This window comes from Enterobacter sp. BWH64, assembly GCF_001037645.1.
GTDB lineage: Bacteria > Pseudomonadota > Gammaproteobacteria > Enterobacterales > Enterobacteriaceae > Enterobacter > Enterobacter hormaechei_C.
The window spans coordinates 2,677,652-2,699,339 of record NZ_KQ089922.1 but is presented as its reverse complement, the minus strand read 5'-3'; the positions used below and the strand labels follow the sequence as shown (position 1 = coordinate 2,699,339).

General features: G+C 55.3%; 18 protein-coding genes. 7 read left to right on the top strand and 11 right to left on the bottom strand.

From position 1 onward, the window contains the following. The first annotated feature begins 125 nt into the window (after positions 1 to 125). Both SK50_RS12975 and SK50_RS12970 read left to right on the top strand, forming a co-directional pair. Positions 126 to 2,099 (top strand): alkyl/aryl-sulfatase, encoded by a 1,974-nt coding sequence (locus SK50_RS12975; RefSeq protein WP_017693485.1) that lies wholly within the window; start codon positions 126 to 128, stop codon positions 2,097 to 2,099. A gap of 51 nt (positions 2,100 to 2,150) precedes the next feature. Next, the gene (locus SK50_RS12970) at positions 2,151 to 3,257 is read left to right on the top strand and encodes a GGDEF domain-containing protein (protein ID WP_017693486.1); all 1,107 of its coding nucleotides are present in this window, start codon (positions 2,151 to 2,153) and stop codon (positions 3,255 to 3,257) included. A gap of 97 nt (positions 3,258 to 3,354) precedes the next feature. Here the strand turns inward: SK50_RS12970 and SK50_RS12965 are convergent, their stop codons facing one another. After that, complete coding sequence (locus SK50_RS12965) at positions 3,355 to 4,854, bottom strand: aldehyde dehydrogenase family protein (protein ID WP_017694061.1); 1,500 nt, start codon at positions 4,852 to 4,854, stop codon at positions 3,355 to 3,357. 241 nt (positions 4,855 to 5,095) lie between these two features. Here SK50_RS12965 and feaR point away from each other — a divergent pair, with 241 nt between their 5' ends. Beyond that, positions 5,096 to 6,004 (top strand): transcriptional regulator FeaR, encoded by a 909-nt coding sequence (gene feaR, locus SK50_RS12960; RefSeq protein ID WP_017694062.1) that lies wholly within the window; start codon positions 5,096 to 5,098, stop codon positions 6,002 to 6,004. Here feaR and SK50_RS12955 read toward each other — a convergent pair whose 3' ends face one another. The 3 genes from SK50_RS12955 to SK50_RS12945 are packed head-to-tail and all read right to left on the bottom strand — an operon-like array spanning position 6,005 to position 9,157. Next, a complete protein-coding gene (locus SK50_RS12955) occupies positions 6,005 to 6,322 on the bottom strand; it encodes a YdbL family probable chaperone protein (protein ID WP_006808832.1) in 318 nt (105 codons plus the stop codon). It lies immediately after the preceding gene. A 7-nt stretch (positions 6,323 to 6,329) separates the two neighbouring features. Further along, the gene (locus SK50_RS12950; RefSeq protein ID WP_003857369.1) at positions 6,330 to 6,521 is read right to left on the bottom strand and encodes a YnbE family lipoprotein; all 192 of its coding nucleotides are present in this window, start codon (positions 6,519 to 6,521) and stop codon (positions 6,330 to 6,332) included. Next, the gene (locus SK50_RS12945; protein ID WP_040117603.1) at positions 6,518 to 9,157 is read right to left on the bottom strand and encodes a YdbH family protein; all 2,640 of its coding nucleotides are present in this window, start codon (positions 9,155 to 9,157) and stop codon (positions 6,518 to 6,520) included. The genes SK50_RS12950 and SK50_RS12945 overlap by 4 nt, the downstream gene beginning before the upstream one ends. 210 nt (positions 9,158 to 9,367) lie before the next feature. Between SK50_RS12945 and SK50_RS12940 the strand changes: the two genes are divergently transcribed. Next, entirely contained in the window at positions 9,368 to 10,357 is a 990-nt protein-coding gene (locus SK50_RS12940; protein WP_045344788.1) for a 2-hydroxyacid dehydrogenase, read from the top strand. A 178-nt stretch (positions 10,358 to 10,535) separates the two neighbouring features. Here the strand turns inward: SK50_RS12940 and SK50_RS23290 are convergent, their stop codons facing one another. Together SK50_RS23290 and SK50_RS12935 are read right to left on the bottom strand one after the other, a co-directional pair. Beyond that, entirely contained in the window at positions 10,536 to 10,709 is a 174-nt protein-coding gene (locus tag SK50_RS23290) for a GnsA/GnsB family addiction module toxin (RefSeq protein WP_045344787.1), read from the bottom strand. A 305-nt stretch (positions 10,710 to 11,014) separates the two neighbouring features. Continuing rightward, positions 11,015 to 11,293, bottom strand: coding sequence for a YdgH/BhsA/McbA family protein (locus SK50_RS12935; RefSeq protein ID WP_003857380.1), 279 nt, complete (start codon positions 11,291 to 11,293; stop codon positions 11,015 to 11,017). A 227-nt stretch (positions 11,294 to 11,520) separates the two neighbouring features. Between SK50_RS12935 and SK50_RS12930 the strand changes: the two genes are divergently transcribed. Further along, entirely contained in the window at positions 11,521 to 12,111 is a 591-nt protein-coding gene (locus tag SK50_RS12930) for a DUF4142 domain-containing protein (protein WP_017694065.1), read from the top strand. Between the two features lie 74 nt (positions 12,112 to 12,185). Here SK50_RS12930 and SK50_RS12925 read toward each other — a convergent pair whose 3' ends face one another. Then, positions 12,186 to 14,282: a pyrroloquinoline quinone-dependent dehydrogenase gene (locus SK50_RS12925; protein WP_045344786.1), complete on the bottom strand. Its 2,097-nt coding sequence runs from the start codon at positions 14,280 to 14,282 to the stop codon at positions 12,186 to 12,188. Between the two features lie 10 nt (positions 14,283 to 14,292). Next, positions 14,293 to 14,658, bottom strand: coding sequence for a hypothetical protein (locus tag SK50_RS12920; RefSeq protein ID WP_017694067.1), 366 nt, complete (start codon positions 14,656 to 14,658; stop codon positions 14,293 to 14,295). A gap of 632 nt (positions 14,659 to 15,290) precedes the next feature. Here SK50_RS12920 and SK50_RS12915 point away from each other — a divergent pair. Both SK50_RS12915 and SK50_RS12910 read left to right on the top strand, forming a co-directional pair. Further along, positions 15,291 to 16,553 carry an amino acid permease gene (locus SK50_RS12915; RefSeq protein ID WP_082197605.1) on the top strand — a complete coding sequence of 421 codons (1,263 nt, stop codon included), beginning with the start codon at positions 15,291 to 15,293 and terminating at the stop codon, positions 16,551 to 16,553. A gap of 87 nt (positions 16,554 to 16,640) precedes the next feature. Continuing rightward, a complete protein-coding gene (locus tag SK50_RS12910) occupies positions 16,641 to 16,880 on the top strand; it encodes a DinI family protein (protein WP_003857390.1) in 240 nt (79 codons plus the stop codon). Positions 16,881 to 17,200: 320 nt separating this feature from the next. Here SK50_RS12910 and SK50_RS12905 read toward each other — a convergent pair whose 3' ends face one another. From SK50_RS12905 to fhuE, 3 genes are all read right to left on the bottom strand, one after another. Further along, entirely contained in the window at positions 17,201 to 17,947 is a 747-nt protein-coding gene (locus SK50_RS12905) for a molybdate ABC transporter permease subunit (protein ID WP_017694069.1), read from the bottom strand. Positions 17,948 to 17,961: 14 nt separating this feature from the next. Next, the gene (locus SK50_RS12900; protein ID WP_017694070.1) at positions 17,962 to 18,876 is read right to left on the bottom strand and encodes an extracellular solute-binding protein; all 915 of its coding nucleotides are present in this window, start codon (positions 18,874 to 18,876) and stop codon (positions 17,962 to 17,964) included. A gap of 594 nt (positions 18,877 to 19,470) precedes the next feature. Next, the gene (fhuE, locus tag SK50_RS12895; protein ID WP_048229518.1) at positions 19,471 to 21,639 is read right to left on the bottom strand and encodes a ferric-rhodotorulic acid/ferric-coprogen receptor FhuE; all 2,169 of its coding nucleotides are present in this window, start codon (positions 21,637 to 21,639) and stop codon (positions 19,471 to 19,473) included. Between the last annotated feature and the right edge of the window lie 49 nt (positions 21,640 to 21,688).

Genomic DNA, 21,688 nt, shown 5'->3' with positions numbered 1-21,688 from the left:
GCTGAATTACTCTCCCCGATTATAGTTATTGTTACCTCGCTTAATCCTTTTGCATTTCTTGACACACTTTCACCAGGATTCGGAGTCTCCACAAACAACGTCACAGTTTACTGAGAGGTTTTAGGATGAGAATCAATGAGATCGTCAGGAGTCTCGCGCTGGCGGGATGTTTTATTTCTGCCAGTTCCGCCTGGGCCGCAGAAGCACCTAAGGATGCCACCGCAGCAACGCAACAGGCCAACAACGCACTCTTCAACCAGCTTCCTTTCTCCGATAACACCGATTTTACCAACGCCCACAAAGGGTTTATTGCCCCGCTGCCTCAGGACATTATCAAAGGTGAGCAAGGCAACACCGTCTGGGATCCGCAGCAGTACGCTTTTATCAAAGAAGGCGATAAGGCGCCCGACTCGGTTAACCCGAGCTTATGGCGTCAGTCCCAGCTGATTAACATCAGCGGTCTGTTTGAAGTGACCGAAGGCGTTTACCAGATCCGTAACCTCGACCTGTCAAACATGACCATTATTGAAGGTAAAGAAGGCATTACCGTGGTCGACCCGCTGGTGTCGGCGGAAACGGCCAAAGTCGGGATGGATCTTTACTATAAAAATCGCGGTAATAAGCCTGTGGTCGCCGTTATTTACACCCACAGCCACGTTGACCACTATGGCGGCGTGCGCGGCGTGGTGGACGAAGCAGATGTGAAGTCCGGCAAGGTGAAAGTCTACGCGCCCGCCGGATTTATGGAGGCCGCCGTCGCGGAGAATATCATGGCGGGTAACGTCATGAGCCGCCGCGCCAGCTATATGTACGGCAACCTGCTGAAGCCGGATGCGAAGGGCCAGGTCGGCGCGGGTCTCGGCACTACCACCTCCGCCGGGACGGTGACCCTGATCGCCCCGACCAATATCATCGAGAAAGATGGACAGAAAGAGGTGATCGACGGCCTGACCTATGATTTTATGCTCGCGCCGGGATCGGAAGCGCCTTCCGAGATGCTCTGGTATATCGAAGAGAAAAAGCTGATCGAGTCTGCGGAAGATGTCACCCATACCCTGCACAACACCTACTCCCTGCGCGGCGCGAAAATTCGTGAGCCGTTGCCATGGTCGAAATACATCAACCAGGCGATTGTACGCTGGGGTGATAAAGCCGAAATCATTATGGCGCAGCACCACTGGCCGACATGGGGCAATGACAACGTGGTTAACCTGCTGAAAAGCCAGCGCGACCTGTATCGCTACATCAACGACCAGACCCTGCGCATGGCGAACGAAGGGCTGACCCGTGACGAGATTGCCGCCAACTTCAAACTGCCAAACTCCCTGGCCAATACCTGGGCAAACCGTGGCTATTACGGTTCTGTCAGCCATGACGTTAAAGCAACCTACGTGCTCTATTTAGGCTGGTTTGACGGCAACCCGGCGACCCTGGACGAACTGCCGCCTGAAGAAGCCGCGAAGAAATTTGTGGACTATATGGGCGGCGCGGATGCCATCCTGAGCAAAGCGAAAACTGACTTTGACCAGGGGAACTACCGCTGGGTGGCTCAGGTGGTCAGCAAGGTGGTCTTTGCCGATCCAAATAATCAGGCCGCGCGAAACCTGGAAGCGGATGCGCTGGAGCAGCTGGGTTATCAGGCTGAATCAGGCCCGTGGCGTAACTTCTACCTGACCGGCGCCCAGGAGCTGCGTAACGGCGTGGTGAAAGGACCGACCCCGAACACCGCCAGCCCGGATACCGTGCGCGCGATGACGCCAGAAATGTTCTTTGACTATCTGGCGGTGCACATTAACGGTGAAAAAGCGGCGGATGCAAAATCGGTGTTTAACATCGACCTCGGCAGCGACGGCGGCAAATACAAGCTGGAGCTGGAAAATGGCGTGCTGAACCACACGGCGAACGCCGAAGCGAAAGACGCTGACGCGACCGTGACCCTCAACCGCGATACGCTGAATAAAATCATCCTGAAAGAAGTGACGCTTAAACAGGCGCAGGATAACGGCGATATCAAAGTGACCGGCGATGCCGCAAAACTTGATGCCATGCTCGGTTACATGGATAAATTTGAATTCTGGTTTAACATTGTGACCCCGTAAAGGCAGCACTCGCGGGCGGACGTTCCGCCCGCTCAAGGAAAATTCTCTTCAATGGAAAAAAGACATCCAGCCACACCCGAACCCGCGATATGGCCTACCCGTAAATCAATGGTTGTTCACGGGCTGGCCGTGAACCTGCCGTGGCTCGCCTTTGTGAATGCCAGCTTTGCCCTTATGGTCCTGCTGCGCAATTCGTTGTTCGGCCATATCGATGCCCTCCTGCACATCAGCCCCCCTCTGCGGCAGATGATTGACGCCTCCATGCTGGGCGTGGTGATCCTTTCCGTGGCGCTGGTGATCATGGCCTGGCGACACATCCGCGGCGTCAGCGCTGTTTTGTTTATGTGCAGCCTGCTGTGGTCGATAAGCTGTTACTGGTTTATCAACGTGTTACAGCTTCCTCATCCCTGGCCTATATTCGTTACCCTGCTGATGGCCGGTATGACCGCGCTCTATTTTCACCCGGTGGCACTGCTCTGCTTCACCGTTCCGCTATGGGTAAGCCTGCCCGTTGCCAGCATGCTGCTGAATCAGGAAATTAATTATCGCTTTGCCGGGCTGTGGGTGGTATTCACGTTCATTCTCGTGTGCGGGCGCTATATCCTGTTGAGCTGGTTTGAAGAGGCGTGGCGTCGCAACCAGCAGAATCAGCGTTTAATTTCGCGGCTGGATGCGCTGGCCCATCAGGATCCGCTGACGAAAACGGCCAACCGCCGGGCGATGGAGCTGGTGCTGGAAAACGCCGTAGAGCAAGGCAAACGCTTCGCGGTGCTGATGCTGGATGTCGATTACTTCAAACTGTATAACGACACCTACGGTCACCAGGCGGGAGATGCGTGCCTCGCGCGGGTGGCAGAGGTGCTGAACACCTCGGTGCGCACGCCAGAGGATGTGGTTTCGCGCTACGGTGGCGAGGAGTTTGTGGTGATCCTCTTTGACTGCGAAGAAAGCGTTGCTGAGAAAGTCGCCGCGCGGATCCAGGCTGGCCTGCGCAACGCAGCCATTCCGCACAGCGCGTCGAAGGTGAGTGAATGTGTGACGGCGAGTATGGGCATTGCAGGCTATACCGCAGGACTGGCCGGCCCGGAAATCATCGCCCGCGCCGATGCGGCGCTGTACAGGGCTAAGGAGGCCGGGCGGGATCGGTGGTCGCTGTAAGTTACGCCGGGTGGCGCTGCGCTTACCCGGCCTACAAAACCAACCTTTTCCTCGATCCCGTAGGCCGGGTAAGGCGTAGCCGCCACCCGGCGTTTTTTTAATACCGCACACACACCGACTTGGTTTCACACCAGCCGTCCAGCCAGTCGGGGCCGAAATCGCGCCCGGTGCCGGACTGCTTCATGCCGCCGAACGGCAGGTTGGCGTCTATCAGCGTGTGGCTGTTCACCCACACGGTTCCGGCCTGTAACCTGTCGGTATACGCCAGCGCTTTACTGATGTTCTGCGTCCAGACGCTGGCCGTTAAGCCATATTCAGTGTCATTCGCCAGCTGAAGCGCCTCTTCCCCATCGGCCACACGAACCAGGTTCACCACCGGCCCGAAGACCTCTTCACGCGTCAGTCGCAGATGATTATCCGGGTTGACCACCAGCGTTGGCGAAACGTAATAGCCTTTGCCGTCTGGCCCCCGCTTCCCGGCGATCAGCTCCGCATTGTGCGCCTTCGCCTCATCCAGGAACGCCTGAACCTTATCGCAGTGGGCGCGCGACACCAGCGGGTTGATAAACGCCTCCGGCGACATGCCCGGCCCGACGCTGAGGGATTTCACGGCCTGTTCAAACCCGCTGACCAGCGTGTCGAACAGCGGAGCCTCAATATAAATGCGCGAGCTGGCCGCGCAGACCTGCCCCTGGTTCAGGAAGCTGCCGGTCATCAGCCCTTCAATCACCCACGCCGGGTCGGCATCTTTCAGCACGATGGCCGGGTTTTTGCCGCCCAGCTCCAGCGTCACGCCCGTTAGCGTGTCCGCCGCCGCGCGGGCAATCTGCTTGCCCGTCGCCGTCGAACCGGTAAAGCTCACTTTGGCAATGCGCGGGTGCGAGGTCAGCGCCGCGCCACAGACGGCGCCACTGCCGGTCACCACGTTGAACACACCCTCCGGGATCCCCGCCTCGCTCGCCAGTTCCGCCACCCGTAACAGGGTGAGCGGCGTGGTTTCCGACGGTTTGATCACGATGGAGCAACCTGCCGCCAGCGCGGGCATCACTTTCCACATGCCAATCATCAGCGGGAAGTTCCACGGCACAATCCCCGCCACGACTCCCACCGGCTCTTTACGCGTCCACGCCTGATAACGCGCGCCCTGCGGCAGTGGAATCGAGAGATCGAGGGTTTTACCGGCAATTTTGGTGGTCAGCCCTGCCGTGTAGCGCATCCAGTTCAGGGTGCAGCCCACCTCGAAGGCGCGGGAAATGTTAATCGATTTCCCCTGCTCCAGGGTTTCGAGCTGTGCCAGCTCTTCGCCATGCTGTTCCACCAGATCCGCAAACCGCAGCAGGATGCGTTCCCGCTCTGCCGGCAGCCGTCCGGCCCAGCTTCGGGCGACAAAGGCGCGCCAGCCAGACATCACCGCACGATCGACATCATCGACGCTGGCATCGGCGGTAGAGGCAATAACCTCTCCGGTCGCCGGGTTGTAGACGTTCAGACGCTTTTCGCTATCGGATGCCGCCTGACGCCCTTCGATCCACAGGCCGTGCTGGCGATCTAAAAACTGCTGCACGCCCGGCAGGATGGCGACATGTGATTCGGACATAGAATACTCCTTCGTTATGCTTCGCAGGGTGTGTATGCAGTCTAAGAGGGGATTCGCATTCCTGCTTTTGTCTGTGTGACATTCGCTTTGCCAGCTGTGACAGGGTCCGCAAATCGTGATAATTCCCGCTTATATCGCTGTAACCGTTGAGTGTTCTTTCCTATAGTCAGCCTCGTAGCCCTGACAAAATGCAACATAAATGCAACAATGCGAAAACAGTGACGGTGCAGCGAGAACATCAATGGCGTGTGCAAGCGAACAGGACAATTTTCAGCAGTGGCTGGCGCAAATTAACCAGGTTTGTGGGCGCTTTGCGGCACGTCCGTTAGAGGGGGCGTTTCTCGGCGAGCTGGAAACCAGCTACACCCAAAGTCTGAAGCTGAGCACGGTGACCGCCGCAGGCGTTAACCTGTTTCGCACCCGTCAGGAGATCAGAAACGGCAACGACGCCTGGTTCTACACCGTGTTTCAGCTGGAAGGCAGCGCCGGAATCGAACAGGACGACCAGCGCGCGATGCTGAAAGCCGGGGATATCACGCTGATTGACGCCTCCCGCCCGTGCTCCATTTACTGGCAGGAGCGTTCCCGCCAGATTTCGCTCCTGCTCCCGCGACAAATCATTGAGCAACACGCGCGTTTTCAGGAAGTGAGATGCGCGCTGCCCCTCTCCCGCAGTCTGCCTACCGTACAGCTTAGCTACCGTCTGTTGCAGGAGAGCATGGGCAATGCCGATCTCAGCGCCAGTGAAAGCGAAGCGGCGCTTGAGGCGATGGTGTGTCTGCTGCGTCCGGCCTTCCAGCAGCGTGACGAGGTGCTGCCGCGCAAGGAGCGTCAGTTCCGCCACGTTCTGTCCCTGATTGATGATCATATTCAGTCGGAGGCGTTAAGACCGGAGTGGATAGCTTCAGAGAGCGGCATGTCCGTGCGTAGCTTGTACCGCATGTTTGCCGGGAAAGGGCTGGTGGTAGCGCAGTATATTAAGAACCGTCGCCTCGATTTATGCGCTCAGGCGCTGCGTTCCATCAGCGATGACGAAAAGCTGGCGGGGATTGGCTACAGCTGGGGTTTCACCGACCATAGCCATTTTTCCACCGCCTTTAAGCAGCGTTTCGGGGTTTCGCCGGGCGAATACCGCAGGCGTTATCGCTAGCTATTTTTTCAGCCACTTGCCGTTAATTCCCTTCACGTACTCACCCGGCTGCGCGCGGGCCACCAGCTTTTGTCCCGCCATTTTCGCCACCTCGTCGACGGGTAAATTATTACTGTCAGCCAGCTGCTGGTAACTTTCCGTGCGTGCGGCGTTGATACGGTTCACCAGCGCCAGGGTTTCAGCGTCGTGCTGAACGGGCGCAAGATAGCCGCTCAGGGTTTCCCCTACGCGCCCCTGGGCACGCGCATCGTTGAGCGTAAGCGTGGCGGCGTGAACGTTCATCCCCAGCGCCAGTAACATCAGAGCTAATCGTTTCATGACATCCTCAGAACAGATCGCTGCGGGATTTCAGCAGGGCTTCAACGTCTTTATCCACCTTGATATGGATTTCATGCTCGATTTTCACGTTCATGTTGATGGTGATCGGCTCTTTGGGCGCCGCCACTTCAATGCGCGGCGTGCAGCCTGACAGCAGCGCGACGACGGCCACGGTGAGTACACCAGCCCTCTTTTTCATTGTTGTTCCTCACTTTCCTTGCCTGTCGAACCGCGGAGAAGGGGGATCGCCGCATGTTGCTCAAACCATGTTTGCAGATTGTCCCCAAAGCGCAGGCTGCGCCAGAGGGTAAAAATGTTCTCTTCATGGGTGTAATTCAGGTTTACGAAACTGCTTTTGCCTTCGACGCGGCTGGTGCCTTTAATGGCCGCCTGCATGGTTAACACACCCAGATTATCCACATTGAGTTTTGTCCACGACTGCGAAATTTCCATATAGCGGAGCCAGTTGATCGCCGCCCCGGCAACCATGTTGTCTTTCACAATGGCATCCGCCGTGTCCTGGTCGATGCGCAGCGTCATCGGCCCCGGGTTGGTCAGCCAGCCATCTTTAATGATCCATTTTTCATTGTCCAGCCAGAACGGCAGCGCGCCGCTCACCGGGCCGGACATGGCAAACTGCTTCGGATTCACCGCGCTTATCAGTTCGCTGGATGAAATATTATCCACGCGCAGTAAAGCCGGATCGTGCTGCGGCATTCTCAACTGCTGCATGGTGATTTTCCCGCCGAGCGCTTCCACCTTCACGTTGGTGAGCAGGAGCGGGTTCGCTTCGGTCCAGGGATAATCGCCCTGGAGATCCGCGGTGATATTTCGGGCTGTGACCAGGTTTTTCACCTCGTCGATCCGTAACGTTACCGGCCCGCGCGTGCCCAGCGACCAGGTACCCTGGCTTAAGCGGAACGGAAGAACAAAATCCACGCCGTTGATCTCGTTATCCGGCATCCACGCGCTGCCCGCTTTCAGCACCCCGTGCCCCCCGGCCTCAAACCCCTGATCGGGGGCCGCGGAGAAAGCCACCTGCGCGTACATTTCGCCGCCGCGCAGGGTCATTTTCCAGTCTGGCGGGATCAGCGGCTGAAACACCGTAAGAGACTGTTTTGGCCACCAGGCCTGACCGCGAAGGCGTTCGCCGTCCCAGCGTCCATTCACCTGGACCGGGCCGATGTCGTCCGCATGCAGGTTCCCTTTAAACTGGAACACCGTCGGGTCTGTCCCGTCAACGCTGAAGGTCAAAACGGACGGCGGCAGCACGCTTCCGCCTGAAAAGCTTGTTTGCCCGGCGTTAAGCGCGAGCGCGCCGCTAAAGGTGGGGTTATCCGGGTCCCGCGACCAGCGCACCGGGTGATCCAGCACCAGGCGCGGCTTGCTGACCAGCATCGTACCGTACTGCAATTTGTCGAACCCCGTGGAAAGATCGGTCAGTTCGATAACGTTGTCGCGCCACTCCCCGGTTCCCCGGACATCCCAGCGCGCGTTCATCGGCGTGAAGTTCCCTTTACCCCAGTAGCGCCACTGCCACAAACCGTTGTCCGGTAAAAAGTCGTTAGCCTGGCCGTCCAGATGCAGCTCAAAATCGCCCATCTCGTTTTCATGCGCCCGCAGAATGGCTTGCAGGCGGCCGTCCACGCCCTTCTGCGTGAGCTTCACGCCCGCCAGCGGCCAGCGGATCTCATCGATATCCAGCGAGTCGATGATGCGCCCGCGCGAACGCAATAAAGCGCCGGGTTCAAACGTAAGCTGCGGATCGTAAAGGCTGCCGGTCAGCTTCGCCGGGAGTCTGGCATACAGGATCAGATCGTTTTGCTTGGCTTCCCCGCTCAGGTGCAGCGGCATTGCGCTGTTTTCCATACTAAGCGAGCCGGGACCGATATTCAGCACCGCGTTGCCCTTACCCGCATCCCCCTGGGTCAGCACGTTGAGCCGCCCCGTGAAGGTGGCTTTCTCCAGCCCCTGCTGCCAGTTATCCACTTTCAGCCCGACGCGTCCGCTCATTGGCACGCCGGAGGCTAACCAGTTCCAGCGTCCGTCGCTGATGGTCAACTGCTGAGCGGTGATCTGCCACGGTAAATCGAGCAGCGGATCGGGGTTGTCCCGCGCCATGACCACCAGCTGGCCCTGATTGTCCTCCCAGTCCAGATCGGCATCGACCAGCGAGGATAACTGTGGCACGTTAAAGGTCGCGACCGTATGCCCTTTCACCGGCACGCCGTCCGGCACCAGCGGCAGGGTAAATTCACCGACCAGCTTCACGGGCTGCGGCTGATCCGGCAGTTGCACATCGAACTGGCTGATGGAGAGGGTCTGGCCGCGCAACTGCCCCTTAATGCTCACCTGCTTGCCGTTATAGGTGATGTCCTGGCGGGCTGGCGTCAGTGATGCATGCAGCTCACCCTCCCACTGCTGCCAGGGAGAAAGGGTAAAGCGATGGATGGTCAGCCAGGTGTTGGGCAGGATGGCCTGCCACTGCGCCAGCGTTTTCGGCGCCACCGTAGATGGCGCCGATTGCGGTAATTTGCTCAGGCAGACAGAGTTAAGTTCAAGTGCGCCAATATCCAGATCCCAGCGGCTGGGGTGTGACAGAGTCACGTTTTCCACGCGGGCAATTTCACACTCTTCTACCAGATAGCGGAGATCGGGGATGATCAGGGCGTGGCGCGTGAGCCGTGGGCTTTTTTCAAACGCGATGCGCGTTCCAACGGGGAGCCAGATCCCGGCGAGCGTGGGTACCCACTGGGCGAGCGTCATCAGCAGCGTCAGCGGCACAAGAAATAGCAGCAGTAATAGCGCGATTGCGGCTTTGTATTTACCCTTCATGGGCAGTTAATATCCTGATTTTGCGAAAAAAATAAGCCGTTCTTGCCGCTCATTGTCGCATGTTTAGCCAGTCAGTTGAAGGTAATGCCATTTTTAAGAGTAGATGCTCTACAATAATTCATAGAACTTATTGATTTCAATGAATTTTGAAAAATTGTAAGATAATTTTAAACATGCTAACGTGGTTCCAAAATCACTGGAGAAAGTCTTATGAAACTCGCGGTATATAGCACAAAGCAGTACGACAAAAAGTATCTGCAACATGTTAACGAGACGTACGGTTTCGATCTTGAATTTTTCGACTTTCTGCTAACTGAAAAGACGGCTAAAACCGCCCACGGCTGCGAAGGCGTGTGTATCTTCGTTAACGACGACGGTAGCCGACCGGTGCTGGAAGAGTTAAAAAAACAGGGCGTGAAATACATTGCCCTGCGCTGCGCGGGCTTTAACAACGTCGATCTCGATGCCGCCAAAGAGCTGGGTCTGAAGGTCGTTCGCGTCCCGGCCTATTCTCCGGAAGCCGTGGCAGAACATGCGGTCGGGATGATGATGTCGCTCAACCGTCGTATTCACCGTGCCTATCAGCGAACCCGTGATGCTAACTTCTCTCTGGAAGGGCTGACCGGCTTTACCATGTACGGTAAAACCTCAGGCGTCATCGGTACCGGCAAAATTGGCGTGGCCGCCCTTCGTATCCTGAAAGGATTTGGCATGCGCCTGCTGGCGTTTGATCCGTACCCAAGCGCCGCTGCGCTGGAGCTGGGCGTGGAGTATGTCGATTTGAAAACGCTCTTCTCGCAGTCTGACGTTATCTCCCTGCACTGTCCGCTGACCCCGGAGAACTATCATCTGCTTAACCAGTCGGCGTTCGACCAGATGAAAGACGGCGTGATGATCATCAATACCAGCCGCGGCGGGCTGATCGACTCTCAGGCGGCTATCGAAGCGTTGAAAACGCAAAAAATCGGCGCGTTGGGTATGGATGTGTATGAGAACGAACGCGATCTGTTCTTTGAGGATAAATCTAATGACGTGATCCAGGACGACGTGTTCCGTCGCCTGTCTGCCTGTCACAACGTGTTGTTCACCGGACACCAGGCGTTCCTGACCGCCGAAGCGCTGATCAGCATTTCGGAAACCACGCTGGGGAATTTGCGTCAACTCGAAAAGGGAGAAGCGTGCCCGAACGCGATAGTGTAAGCCTGGTAACCCGGGTGGCGGCTACGCCCTGCCCGGCCTGTGGATTGCGTTAATTGTAGGCCCGGTAAGCGCAGCGTCACCGGGCTTTTTGGCTTCAATCCTGCCACGCGCAGGATAGTCTTAGCTGACGTTTGCCGTTCTGATTTATCCAGTGTCCCGAAACAGGTAATAATTTCGCTTAAATAAGTTTGATTTTTACCTCATACCCCTCGAGGCCTGTCATGGCTTCACGAGCGATAAACTCAATTTCAGACACTTCCTGCCCTGTTTTTTTACGTAACTCTGAAATTTTTTTGGTCATAAGCGCTGAAATTTCTTCTTCTGCCTTTTGCGTCAGTGCGTCAACGTTCATGTTTACCTCTTGCAACCGTTTACTGTTTCCATTCTCCAGCAGGCGACAGCTAACGATTGACTGCCTTTCACCATAACTGTATGTAAAGAGTAGACTATCTGTGTAACGTATGCTGCCGTCGCATTTAAATATGCATTTAGATTGCATTATTTAAACAAGGTGTTATTGTCCCAAAGCCTTAGAGCACAAAAAAGACAAATATAAGAAAAGCTTTGACTCACACTCGCCCCGCATCAGGGGCATTTTTTTGGCTGTCTGTAAGCAAAAAACCCGCCAGAAGCGGGTTTTTGTGTTATTTGAGAAAATTATTTAAAGACTTCTGCGACGGCCTGGAAGTTAGGGCCATGCTCGCGGGCAGCGATGATGACGTAGTATTTCCCGCCCTTCTCGTCTGCCAGTTTTGAGAGTTTTTGATGAAGATCTGAAGGTGAAGAAATTTGTCCACCTGAAGCCCCTACAGATACATTACCAAGGTATTCAAGCTTGAAGTGGTGCGCTTCATCCTTGGAAATCATATCTGCCGCAGATGCGCCGAAGCTTGCTACTGTTAAAGCCAATACACTCCCTAATAGTGCTTTTTTCATATCATTCCTCCTGTTGATGAATCTATATATTTAACATTAGCAGCAAATATGTAAATGATCCGTATCAATATTGTAGAAGGATTGAGCATCACGACCAGCCATCACTGACCTGAACAGCGGGTACAGCAGGTTCATCTACTATACTGACCTGTGCAGTCGCCATTTATCTGCCGGTTGCGCCTGAAGCAATTGAAACTTACCTGTACCATGACCATCAGGAGAACAATATGCACACGAGTAAAACCCTGAAAAGGCTGCTAGCCGTATCAGCAGTTGCAGCAATGTTCAGCACCGTTGGCGTACAAGCCCAGACAACCAGCGCCGCGCAAACTCAAACTGCGGGCCAGGCTCAACCGGACGCCAGACTCAGCTCCGGCGACGAGAAAGCATTGAAGGACATGGCGCAGGCCAATATCAACGAAGTTGCCGCCGCCAGGCTCGCCCTCGACAAGGCCCAAACCAGTGAAGTGAAAACATTCGCCCAGAAAATGGTCGACGATCACGGCGCCGCGCTGACCAAAGTCAAGACCGTTGCCCAGAAAAAGGGCGTGGAGCTGCCGACCGAACCAGACGCCGCGCATAAAGCCCTGAACTCAAGGCTGGAAAACCAGCGCGGTGACGCTTTTGACAAAATGTATATGGAATATGCTGGCGTGAAGGACCACGAGAAGGTGCTGTCGAAGCTTAAGAGCGACGCCAGTAAAATCGACGATCCGGATGTGAAGGCTCTGGCCAACGAGCACACTCCGGTCGTTGAGCAGCATCTGAAGTCCGCCGAGCAGATGTCAACGCGTGCTGGCGCATCAGCCGATAAATAACGCGTCGGTAAAACGACTACTGCAAAATAAAGTGGGGCCCGCAGGCCCCACGCTTATTTCCCCTTCCTGCTGAATTATTCCGGCAAGGCGTAGACCACCACCTGATCGCCCACCTGATCCTTCAGGATCGTATTCCCGCCTGCCACGAAGGCCACATACTGGCGACCTTTATATTCATAGACGGACGGGTTCGCTACCGCCGGAGCTTCGGCCTGATCGGACCACAGCTCTTCACCGCTCTCTACCGAGTAGGCACGCACTTTGGCATCCATTGAAGCACCGATGAAGATCACGCCGCCCGCCGTCACTGCCGGACCACCAATGGTAGGCGAACCCCAGCTTTCCGGCATGAAGAAGCCATACTGCTGGGAGGCGCCAACCGGACGACGCCATTTCACATCGCCCGTGTGCATGTCCAGCGCCACGATTTCACCAAACGGCGGTTGCCAGCACGGCATGCCAAGCCAGTTGCTCGCCACCAGCAGACGCATACCGTACGGGGCGCCTTCCTGTGGGGCAAAGCCGCTTTCGTTGCCGGAGTCTTTGTCTGCGTTATCGTAATCCTCACGGCTGTACAGCTTCACGTACTGGACGATATGCGAGGTGTTGACGATGGCGATCTGTTTTTGCGGATCGAACGCCACCCCACCCCACTGGACGCCGCCGGCGCTATCGGGATAGGTGAGCGTGCCTTCGCCTTTGGTGGTTGGCGGGGTATACATTCCCTCATAGGTCAGGTTATCCCACAGGCGGGAGCACTGGCCGCCACCGACGATATCCGCCAGCTTCCAGATTTCCGGTTTTTTCGACTGGTCGAGCAGCGGCGCGGGTTTGGTCGGGAATGGCTGCGTGGGCGAGAGAACTTCGCCCTGGACCGACCCATCACCCTGCGGAACCGGACGTTCTTCGATTGGCCATACGTCCTCCCCCGTCAGGCGGTTAACCACAAACAGGAAACCCTGCTTGGTGGCCTGCACCAGCGCCGGGATCTGCTTGCCGTCTACGGTGATGTCCATCAGCGTCGGGGCGGAGTTGATATCGTAATCCCAGACGTCGTGGTGTACCCACTGACGTGACCAGACCACTTTACCGGTGTTGATGTCCAGCGCGGTGGTCGAGGTGCCAAGCGGAATAGCGTCCACGCGGTTGCCGCCCCAATAGTTGGGAGACGGCGATGAGACCGGGAGATAGACCAGCCCGTTGGCCTCATCGGCGGACATGTGCGTCCAGACGTTGGCAGTACCGGTACGCTTGCGGATCTCTGCCGGGATCGCCTCAAAGGTCCATTCAAGCTTACCGGTCTGGGCGTTGACTGAAAATACGGTGCCCGGAGGGGCTTCGGCATAGGCCCAGTCCTTCCCGGCCCAGCCCACCAGCAGATGGTTGCCGACAACGGTTGGCGGTTGCAGGACAGAGAGCGGATACTTCGCGTTAACGGTATTCCACTGGTTCAAATCCAGCACGCCGTTGTTCGCAAAGCCGCTGCACGGTTTGCCTGAATCGGCGTCCAGCGCAAAGAGCTTGCCGTCAACGGTGCCCATATAGACCATCTTCTGGCATGCCTCACCTGTCACCGGATTTTTGGCCTGCCAGTAGGAAACGCCGCGATTTTTCAGCACCGGCTGGGTCAGCGCCTTGCGCGACGATTTGGTGTCATAGTGCCACTTCTCTTTACCCGTCCCCGGATCCAGCGCAATCAGGCGATCGAATGGCGTGCCGATGTAGAGCGTATCGTTGGCGAAAATGGGCGTTGCGGACCAGACGGTAGCTGGCGTATCGCCTTTACCATCCGAGACGTCGCCGGTATGGAACTCCCAGACTTTCGTTAATTTCCCGACGTTATCCGCCGTAATTTGGGTCAGGGGACTGTATTTCTGCGCGTTAAGCTGGCCGTGGAAGCTGTCCCAGGTGGCGGTGCCGGGCACCAGCGGCGTCGCTGGCTGGCTGGCCGAGGCGACTTTCTTTCCATCACCGCTGCCGGTTGAGGCATCGTCGGTGGTTTTTGTGGTTCCGGGCGCCTGCTGATCGGCCGCATCAATGTTCAGTGATTCCTTTGTCCCCTGAGAGGCTTCAGCGGCCTTATCCTGCGCCTGTAGCGCGAGCGGAGCGACCAGCAGCGCCAGCGCCGTCATGCTGACTTTTATGAAGGGATAATGCTTATCGTTGTGCACGGGCGGCTCCTCAGCTTCTGACGGGATGGTTGTAACGAGCGGAATGGCTGCTCAGCATAATCAGACCAATCAGGCCGACGACCATGGCTGCCGTTATGATGTACTGGTGCAGCAGCGCGGCGGCGAAAGCAATACCCGCCAACACCATCAGGGTGACAATAATCAGAAAAACGCGCGCGCCGCGACGCGATGCCGCACGTAACATAAAGGTCAGTATCGCCAGCACTACGCTGGCAATGACCACGCCCAGTGCGCCAATGGTGCCAGTGACGCCGGTAAGCGGCGTCCACCAGGCGTATAGCGCCACCGCGAAGGCTATTATCGCGGTCAGCAGCAGCAAAATGCTGCCGACCCGCGAGGATTGAGAATGCAACATACCAGGAAACCCCCTCTAAAATGCAAAATTGACCATTATTAAGGCGTTTTCGTGAATATATACCCCTGCTGCCCGCCGCTATTAAGGAAACGCGACGTGTGGAGCGGCGGCATATTTCACTAAACGTAACTGAGTATAGAAGAGGATTTTCTTATGGGGCGTTTAATAGCAGGCATACGACGTCCTGAACCCCTTCGCCACCATAAAGAGAGCGTTATGTTACAAGACGGTTCGAAAGCTACGAGCGGGTTACGCGATTGTCTACATTCTGTTTTTTAATTTCAGGCATAACGGGATAATTTCACGCCCAATAAAATAATTAAATAAGCCCCCCTTCAATATGATGGCGCCTTATGGTACTTAATAAAACAGGGTGTTTATTCTTTAATTAACAGACGTGCAGGCAGGGAAAGTCAGTCGTTATTTGTTCGTTAATTTAACAAATCCCTTTCTTAATTAACTGCCTGTTAAAGCATCGTCAAAGAATAACGATAGTTATTGCAGGCATACACATAAGGTTTTCGGTATGCAACATCAAACCCCTCCCACCCGTGACGTAATGGCGCAGCGACGACTACAGACAGATAAAAACTAAATAAGTCGTCGTCCCTCTAACAACGCGGTAAAATATGATGAATAAAGCCACAACTCTCTCAGCTAATATTACAACACGCTCTAACTGGCACTGGCAGGATAATATCTGGACGCTGGGCCTTTATGGTACAGCCGTCGGAGCGGGAACACTGTTCCTTCCCGTGGAAATCGGCACCCGTGGTCCGGTTATTTTTCTGGTTATGCTCCTGCTGGGGCTGCCGTTATCCCTGATCCCCCATTTACTCCTTTGTCGTGTGTATATGCGTGAAGAGAAGACTGAAAACGGCACGTTGCCGATCTTCGGCTCCTTCTTCAGCGGAAGGGGTGAAAAGCTGATCACCCTGTTCTATTGTGTGACCTTCTTCCCGGTAACCCTGGTTTACGGGGTGGCGCTGATTAATGCGCTGAGTAATTTACTGGTGGAGCATCTGCATATTACCGCCATCAGCCGTGGGCCATTGTCGTTTATCGTGGTTGCTGCGCTGTATGTGGTGCTTAGCAAGGGCCGGGACAGAGTCGTGGCCATTATAAGCGCACTGGCGCTGCCGTTCGCGGCATCTGTACTGCTGATCGCCGTATCACTTATCCCGGGATGGCATCTGTCTAACCTGACCGATACGGCCGCTGAAATGAACGCCACGCCGCTGCCGGTAACGCTGAAAAATATCTGGCTGACGCTGCCGCTTATTACCTTCTCGTTTTGCTGTGCGCCTATGGTCTCCCCGCTGAGCTCTTACTACCGGGAGAGGAAAGCGGAGGGTGAGAAAAAGGCACTGTTCGTGATCCGCATCGCCTACTTAGCTATCTTCGCCAGTATCCTATTTTTCGTGCTGAGTTGCGTGCTGGGGATCCCCCATGACAACTTTGTGCGAGCGAAGGCGGAAAACCTGAATGTGCTGTCGGTGATGAAGGGAAACGGTGATTTCAGCCTGATTTACCACATTGCCCCGCTCATTGCTATCATCGGTATGACGAAATCCTTCCTCGGCGTAGGTCTGTCGGTCGCACAAACGTTTGGTCAGCTGGCTGCCAGCGTATCCGGCAAAAAGGCCAACGCCAGCAAGCGGCTGGCCTCTCTGGCGCTGTTCCTGCTGACCTATGGCATTGTTTATGCCAATCCGGATGTGCTCAGCCTGATTGAAATGTTCTGCGGACCACTGATCGCGGTGATCCTGTTCCTTATCCCGGCGTACCTCATATACACCCGCCCCTCGCTGGCAGAGCTTCGCGGCGTGACGGTGTTTTTGGTTGTTCTGGGCGGGCTGGCAACGCTGTCTGCATTGCTCTGGACAATGCTTTAGTCTGAACGCCGTTTGACTGTACCCATATACAGTAGTATTTTACGTTCAGGCTGAATCACATGCGTAATATCCATAAGGTAAACAATCATGTTTGTGGAACTGGTTTATGACAAGCGAAACGTACAGGGGCTGGAGGGAGCCAGGGAAATCATCCTGGCCGAGCTGACAAAACGCGTGCACCGGATTTTTCCTGATGCCAGCGTGACGGTTAAGCCAATGCAAGCGAACGGCCTGAACAGCGACGCCAGCAAAAGCGACCGTGAAAAGCTCAACCGCATGCTTGAGGAGATGTTCGAAGAGTCGGACATGTGGTTAATACAAGAGTAACCGGGCGCAAAGCCCGGTTCTGGCTTCGGGAGACAAAGAGCATACAACGTTAACTTTGCGTAATTTCTTCCGCTATCGCGACGTACCGATTTACGCCTCCATGGTTCCCCCAGCATAATCCCACCGATCCGATTGTAAGACATATCCAGCGCGCGCCACATTTTCTTCCTGCCCTGTACTTTCAGTCTGACTGACTGGAGGTTTCTGTGTGTGGCCTTTTATGAAGAATCCGGTTTGGGGTTATTCGAGATAGCCCGCTGAAATGGAAACGTGAGCAAGCTCATCCGCTATGAACGAGGAACGGACGATCTAAGGGGTGTTCATTTCCTGGCCATTCGTTTGCCAAGAGCAAAGCAGACCATTGGCAGGGGAAGCGTCACTACCAGCAGCATCCATAGCAAAGTATATACTGTGTCCACCCCGTCATTTTGCAGATTGGTATACAGCTTTACCGGTATACCCTGCGGGAAATAAGCAAAGATCATCACGATCCCGAACTCGCCTACCGCGCGAACCCAGGCGAGTGTTACGGCAGAAGCCAGCCCAGGCAATGCCAGGGGTAATGAAAGAAAACGAAAGCGGTTCCAGGGAGAAGCTCCCAACGTTTGTCCCGCTTCAAGAATATTCTTGGGAACAGTGGCAAACGCCGAACGCGACACCACGATAAAATAAGGCAAAGCGCCGTAAACCTGAGCCAGCACAAACGCCGCCGGATTATTTACCAGCGTAGCTCCCAACAGTGAAAGCCAGCGGCCAATCACGCCATAAGGCCCGAAAGCCGAAACCAGCAAGATCCCCATTGCCAGCGGTGGCGTCAGCAGAGGGATCATCACCAGCAGTTCACCGATCAATCGTTTTCGACCCGTGGCTTGTGACAGCCACCATGCCACCGGCATGCCGATAAGAATGATAATTCCGAGTGCCAGCACACCCAGTCCCATAGAGACGGCAATGGCGCTGTCGTCGCGCCAGGCCAGCTTCAGATGATGCCAGGGCGTGACGCTAATCAGCGTGATAAAGGGGATACTTAACAGCAGGATAGCGGGCAGAGATAACCACCCCGCCACCCAGCCCGGTTTTCTTAGCGGGCGTATAAGCTGTCTCCTTTAGGTTCGGCGTAGCCAAACGCTTTGAACAATTTCTGCCCCTCGGCGCTTTGCATGAACGATACGAACTTTTGTCCCTGTTCTACACCATTCGGCGCGTTTTTCAGCACCGCCGCATAGAACACCATTGGTTGAGTGTGCAGAATTTGATCCTGGCCTTTGCTGTCTTTAATGGTAAAACTGACGGTGTCATACCACTGTTTCGTCATCGCCGGGTTGCTGAGGTTTATTTCATCCGGCAGCGCGACATACGGCAAATGCGCTGAGCGAACTTCACTCTCGTATCCCGCTGCTGCATCCACCTGACCGCTTTCCAGACGCGCCAGCAGCCCTCCTTCCTGATGAGTCTGCTGTGGGTTTTGCAGCGAGCCTAAAATTTTATCGGTGATGCCCGGCATGTTGTAATACTTTTCCGCCAGCATCAGGCTAAACACAATATTCTGGCCTTTTGGGTCGACATAAGGATCGGTGCGGCCAAATAAGACATCTTTCTGCGTCAGCAGAGTCAGCCACGAGCCGTCTTTCTTTCTGTTGGCCTGTTCAAACTGCGCTGCATGTTTACCCTCAGGACTGTAAGCGACCACCATGCTGGTACTGGCGACAGGGACCGCCTCATCTATCAGCCCGGCGTCTTTGAGAATTTGCATCGGCCCCGGGGTGATGGAGACAAACACATCAGCCTCAATTTTGTGGCTTGCAAGCAGGCGTGCCATCCCGTATGCACCCTGACCCTGCCCCTGATAGCCGTCGTTATTTGCTCTGGAAAAAGCCGGACCTAACCCCTGGTCCATTACTTTGCCCATGGAACCGGCATAAGTCACCCTGATATCCTTTGCCAGCGCCATGGATGGCATTTGCAGCAGCGCAACCGCCACCAGCGCAACCTGCATTCGTTTCCTGGCCATAAACACCCTCTCGTTATGTATTCTTTTATATATCGAATTTTCCAGAAAAATCACCGCAATGACAACCTCCTCAAGCGCGCCGTTGATGCAAGGTTGAATAAAAGGAAATCGGTCTGGGTGGTGCATGGTCGACTTGGTCAGATGTTGTCATCCAAATGTGGGCAATTATTCATGAAACATGCTGCGTAAACTCCTCGTGGCTTTGCGTAGAAGAATCTTGAACTCATTGTCATCAAGGACTTTTGCACAGTTGTAGCCCAACTCGCTATATAGATAGATACATAGTGATTAAATAACTTGAGGAGTTGTGTATTGCTCAGGATTACCCTCGAGTCTGAGGGCGTCCTGTTCATTGAATATTTACGCTTTTGCGTCTGGCTCTTTTACTGCATATCCAACATACGTCTTCTTTAACTGATCCAATGTTTCCGGCACCAGGCTCGTCCCCCGTTCAAACCGGCACATTATTCGTTACCAGGATGGCAATGGCATGGCGGCCATCGCCGTGTCGTTGCCGCTGGTGGGGCCGAAGCGCATTTCGGAACAGGTGATGGCCAGGATAGCGATAAGCTGATTAGATCAGAATGTGTAACTCATGCTTACCGAGACGCTACGCGGTTCGCCATAGACGGCAGAGTCATCGAGGTAGGAGTAGTATTCGCGGTCGAACAGGTTACGAACGTTTGCCTGCACCGCCAGCTGTTTCGTCAGCTGATACTGCGCGAACAAGTCGACGAGCGGATAGCTGCCCTGATAGAGGCGCTGCGTCTCGCCGTCCGGACCAGTGACATCTTTGTACACCTGATTCTGCCAGTTCACGCCGCCGCCTACGGTCAGATCCGGAAGCGCCGGGACGCGGTAACGGCTGAACAGCTTAAGCTGCGTCTGCGGCGCGAAGCTGTTGAAGCGGCCATCTGAATCACGGGCAACATAGCGGGTCGCGCTGAAGGTAAGCTGTAGATTGTCGGTAACGGCACCGTTCACCTCAAATTCCGCCCCTTTGCTCACTGCGCCTTTGGTTGCGCGATAAGCTTGTTCGCTGGATCCATTAACGAATACCCCGCTGATTTCCTCCCCCGCGTTCTCCTGTTCTATGCGGAATACGGCAACGTTGGTGGTCAGTCGACCGTCCATCCAGTCTGCCTTCAGGCCGGTTTCATAATTTTTACCGGTGACGGGAGAGAGCCATGCACCCTCTTTCGTGCGTTTGGTTTGCGGGGCAAAAATTGAGGTATAGCTGGCGTAAGCGGAAAGGCTGTCGTTGATGTCATACACCAGCCCGCCGTAAGGGGTGGTGTTGTATTTACGCATATCGCCGCTGCTGCCATTTGAGCTGTACTGGGTATAACGTGCGCCAACGATTAGCGACAAGGGATCCGCCAGCGACAGGCGTGCCGCCGTATACGCCGATTTTTGCCGCACGATATCATCCGCATTTTGATACCAGTCGCCCCACTCCGGCTCGACCACGCTGCCGTCCCAGCTGTTGTTGAAGATGCCAATCTGAGCACTGTCCATTGGCCCGTCTTTGCTGAAGGTAGCATTGTGCTGTCGGCTATAGTTGGCTCCGGCCATCAGCTGATGTTGACGCCCGAGAAGTTCAAAAGGCCCGCTGGCGTAGGCATCAAAGGCGTCCAGAGTGCGCTTGCCGCGATCCTTACTACCCCAGCCTGATGCGCCTTCTCCGGTGGTGACGTCCGGATTGCCCATCACATAAAGCAGGGTATCATTGAACGTTTGCTCGCCGTGGGTTCCATTGAAACGCACCGACCAGCCGTTATCCCAGTTGTGGGTGAGGTTAGCAAAAACTTTACGCGACTCAACGGAGTATCCCGTCCAGACTGCCGAGGTATTGACGTTGCGATCGTAATGGGTACGGCTGCCGTTACTGTACAGGCTGGGTAATCCGCCCCAGGTCGGGTTGGCTGTGTTTGTTTGCTGATAGTCCCAGCCCAGCGAGGCCGTCGTGTGTTCCGTTACATCGCCTTCAATGACGCCATAGAGAAATTTCTTGCGCTTGCCATATCTGTCAAGCCAGCTGTCCTGATCCTGATAACCTGCCACGACGCGCCCACGCAGGCTGCCGTCGGAATTGAGGGGCGCGGAGATGTCGCCCACATAACGCTGTTTGTTCCAGCTTCCGTAACTTGCGCTGACGTTGCCCCTGAAGGTTTTACTGTCGGCACGTTTACGCACCATGTTCACCGTTGCTCCCGGATCGCCAGCGCCGGTCATCAGGCCGTTTGCGCCACGCACAATCTCTATACGATCATAAATGGCAGTATCTTCCTGCGCATCGCCAAAGTTCCACGCGTCGCCCATTGATGTGGGGATCTCATCGTAGGCGAAATTGGTGATTTCAAAGCCGCGGGAAAAGTAGCTGGAACGCTCGCTATCAACCTGCTGCGACGAAACGCCGGTGGCATTGGTAAGTACCTGGTCAATGGTTTGCAGGTCTTGATCCTGCATACGCTGGCGCGTCACGACGCTGACTGACTGGGGGATATCGCGCGGGATCAGCAGCATTTTGGTGCCTGAACGCGTGGTTTTTACCGCATAATCCTGCTGCGAGTCGGCGCTCCCGTTCCCGTCACCGTAGACAACCATCTCTTGTTCTTGCGTATTTTCATCCGCCTGTGCCGGGTGCATGACGGCGGACATTGCCAGCGCAAGCAGTGAAAGTGAGAAGGAAGCAGGAATTAACCCTGCGGGCGCTTTCGCGCGATTAGCCCTGCCTTTAAAAATCATCATGTTACCTGTCTGTTGTTGTCGTTATGTGCAAATCATTCATCCAAAT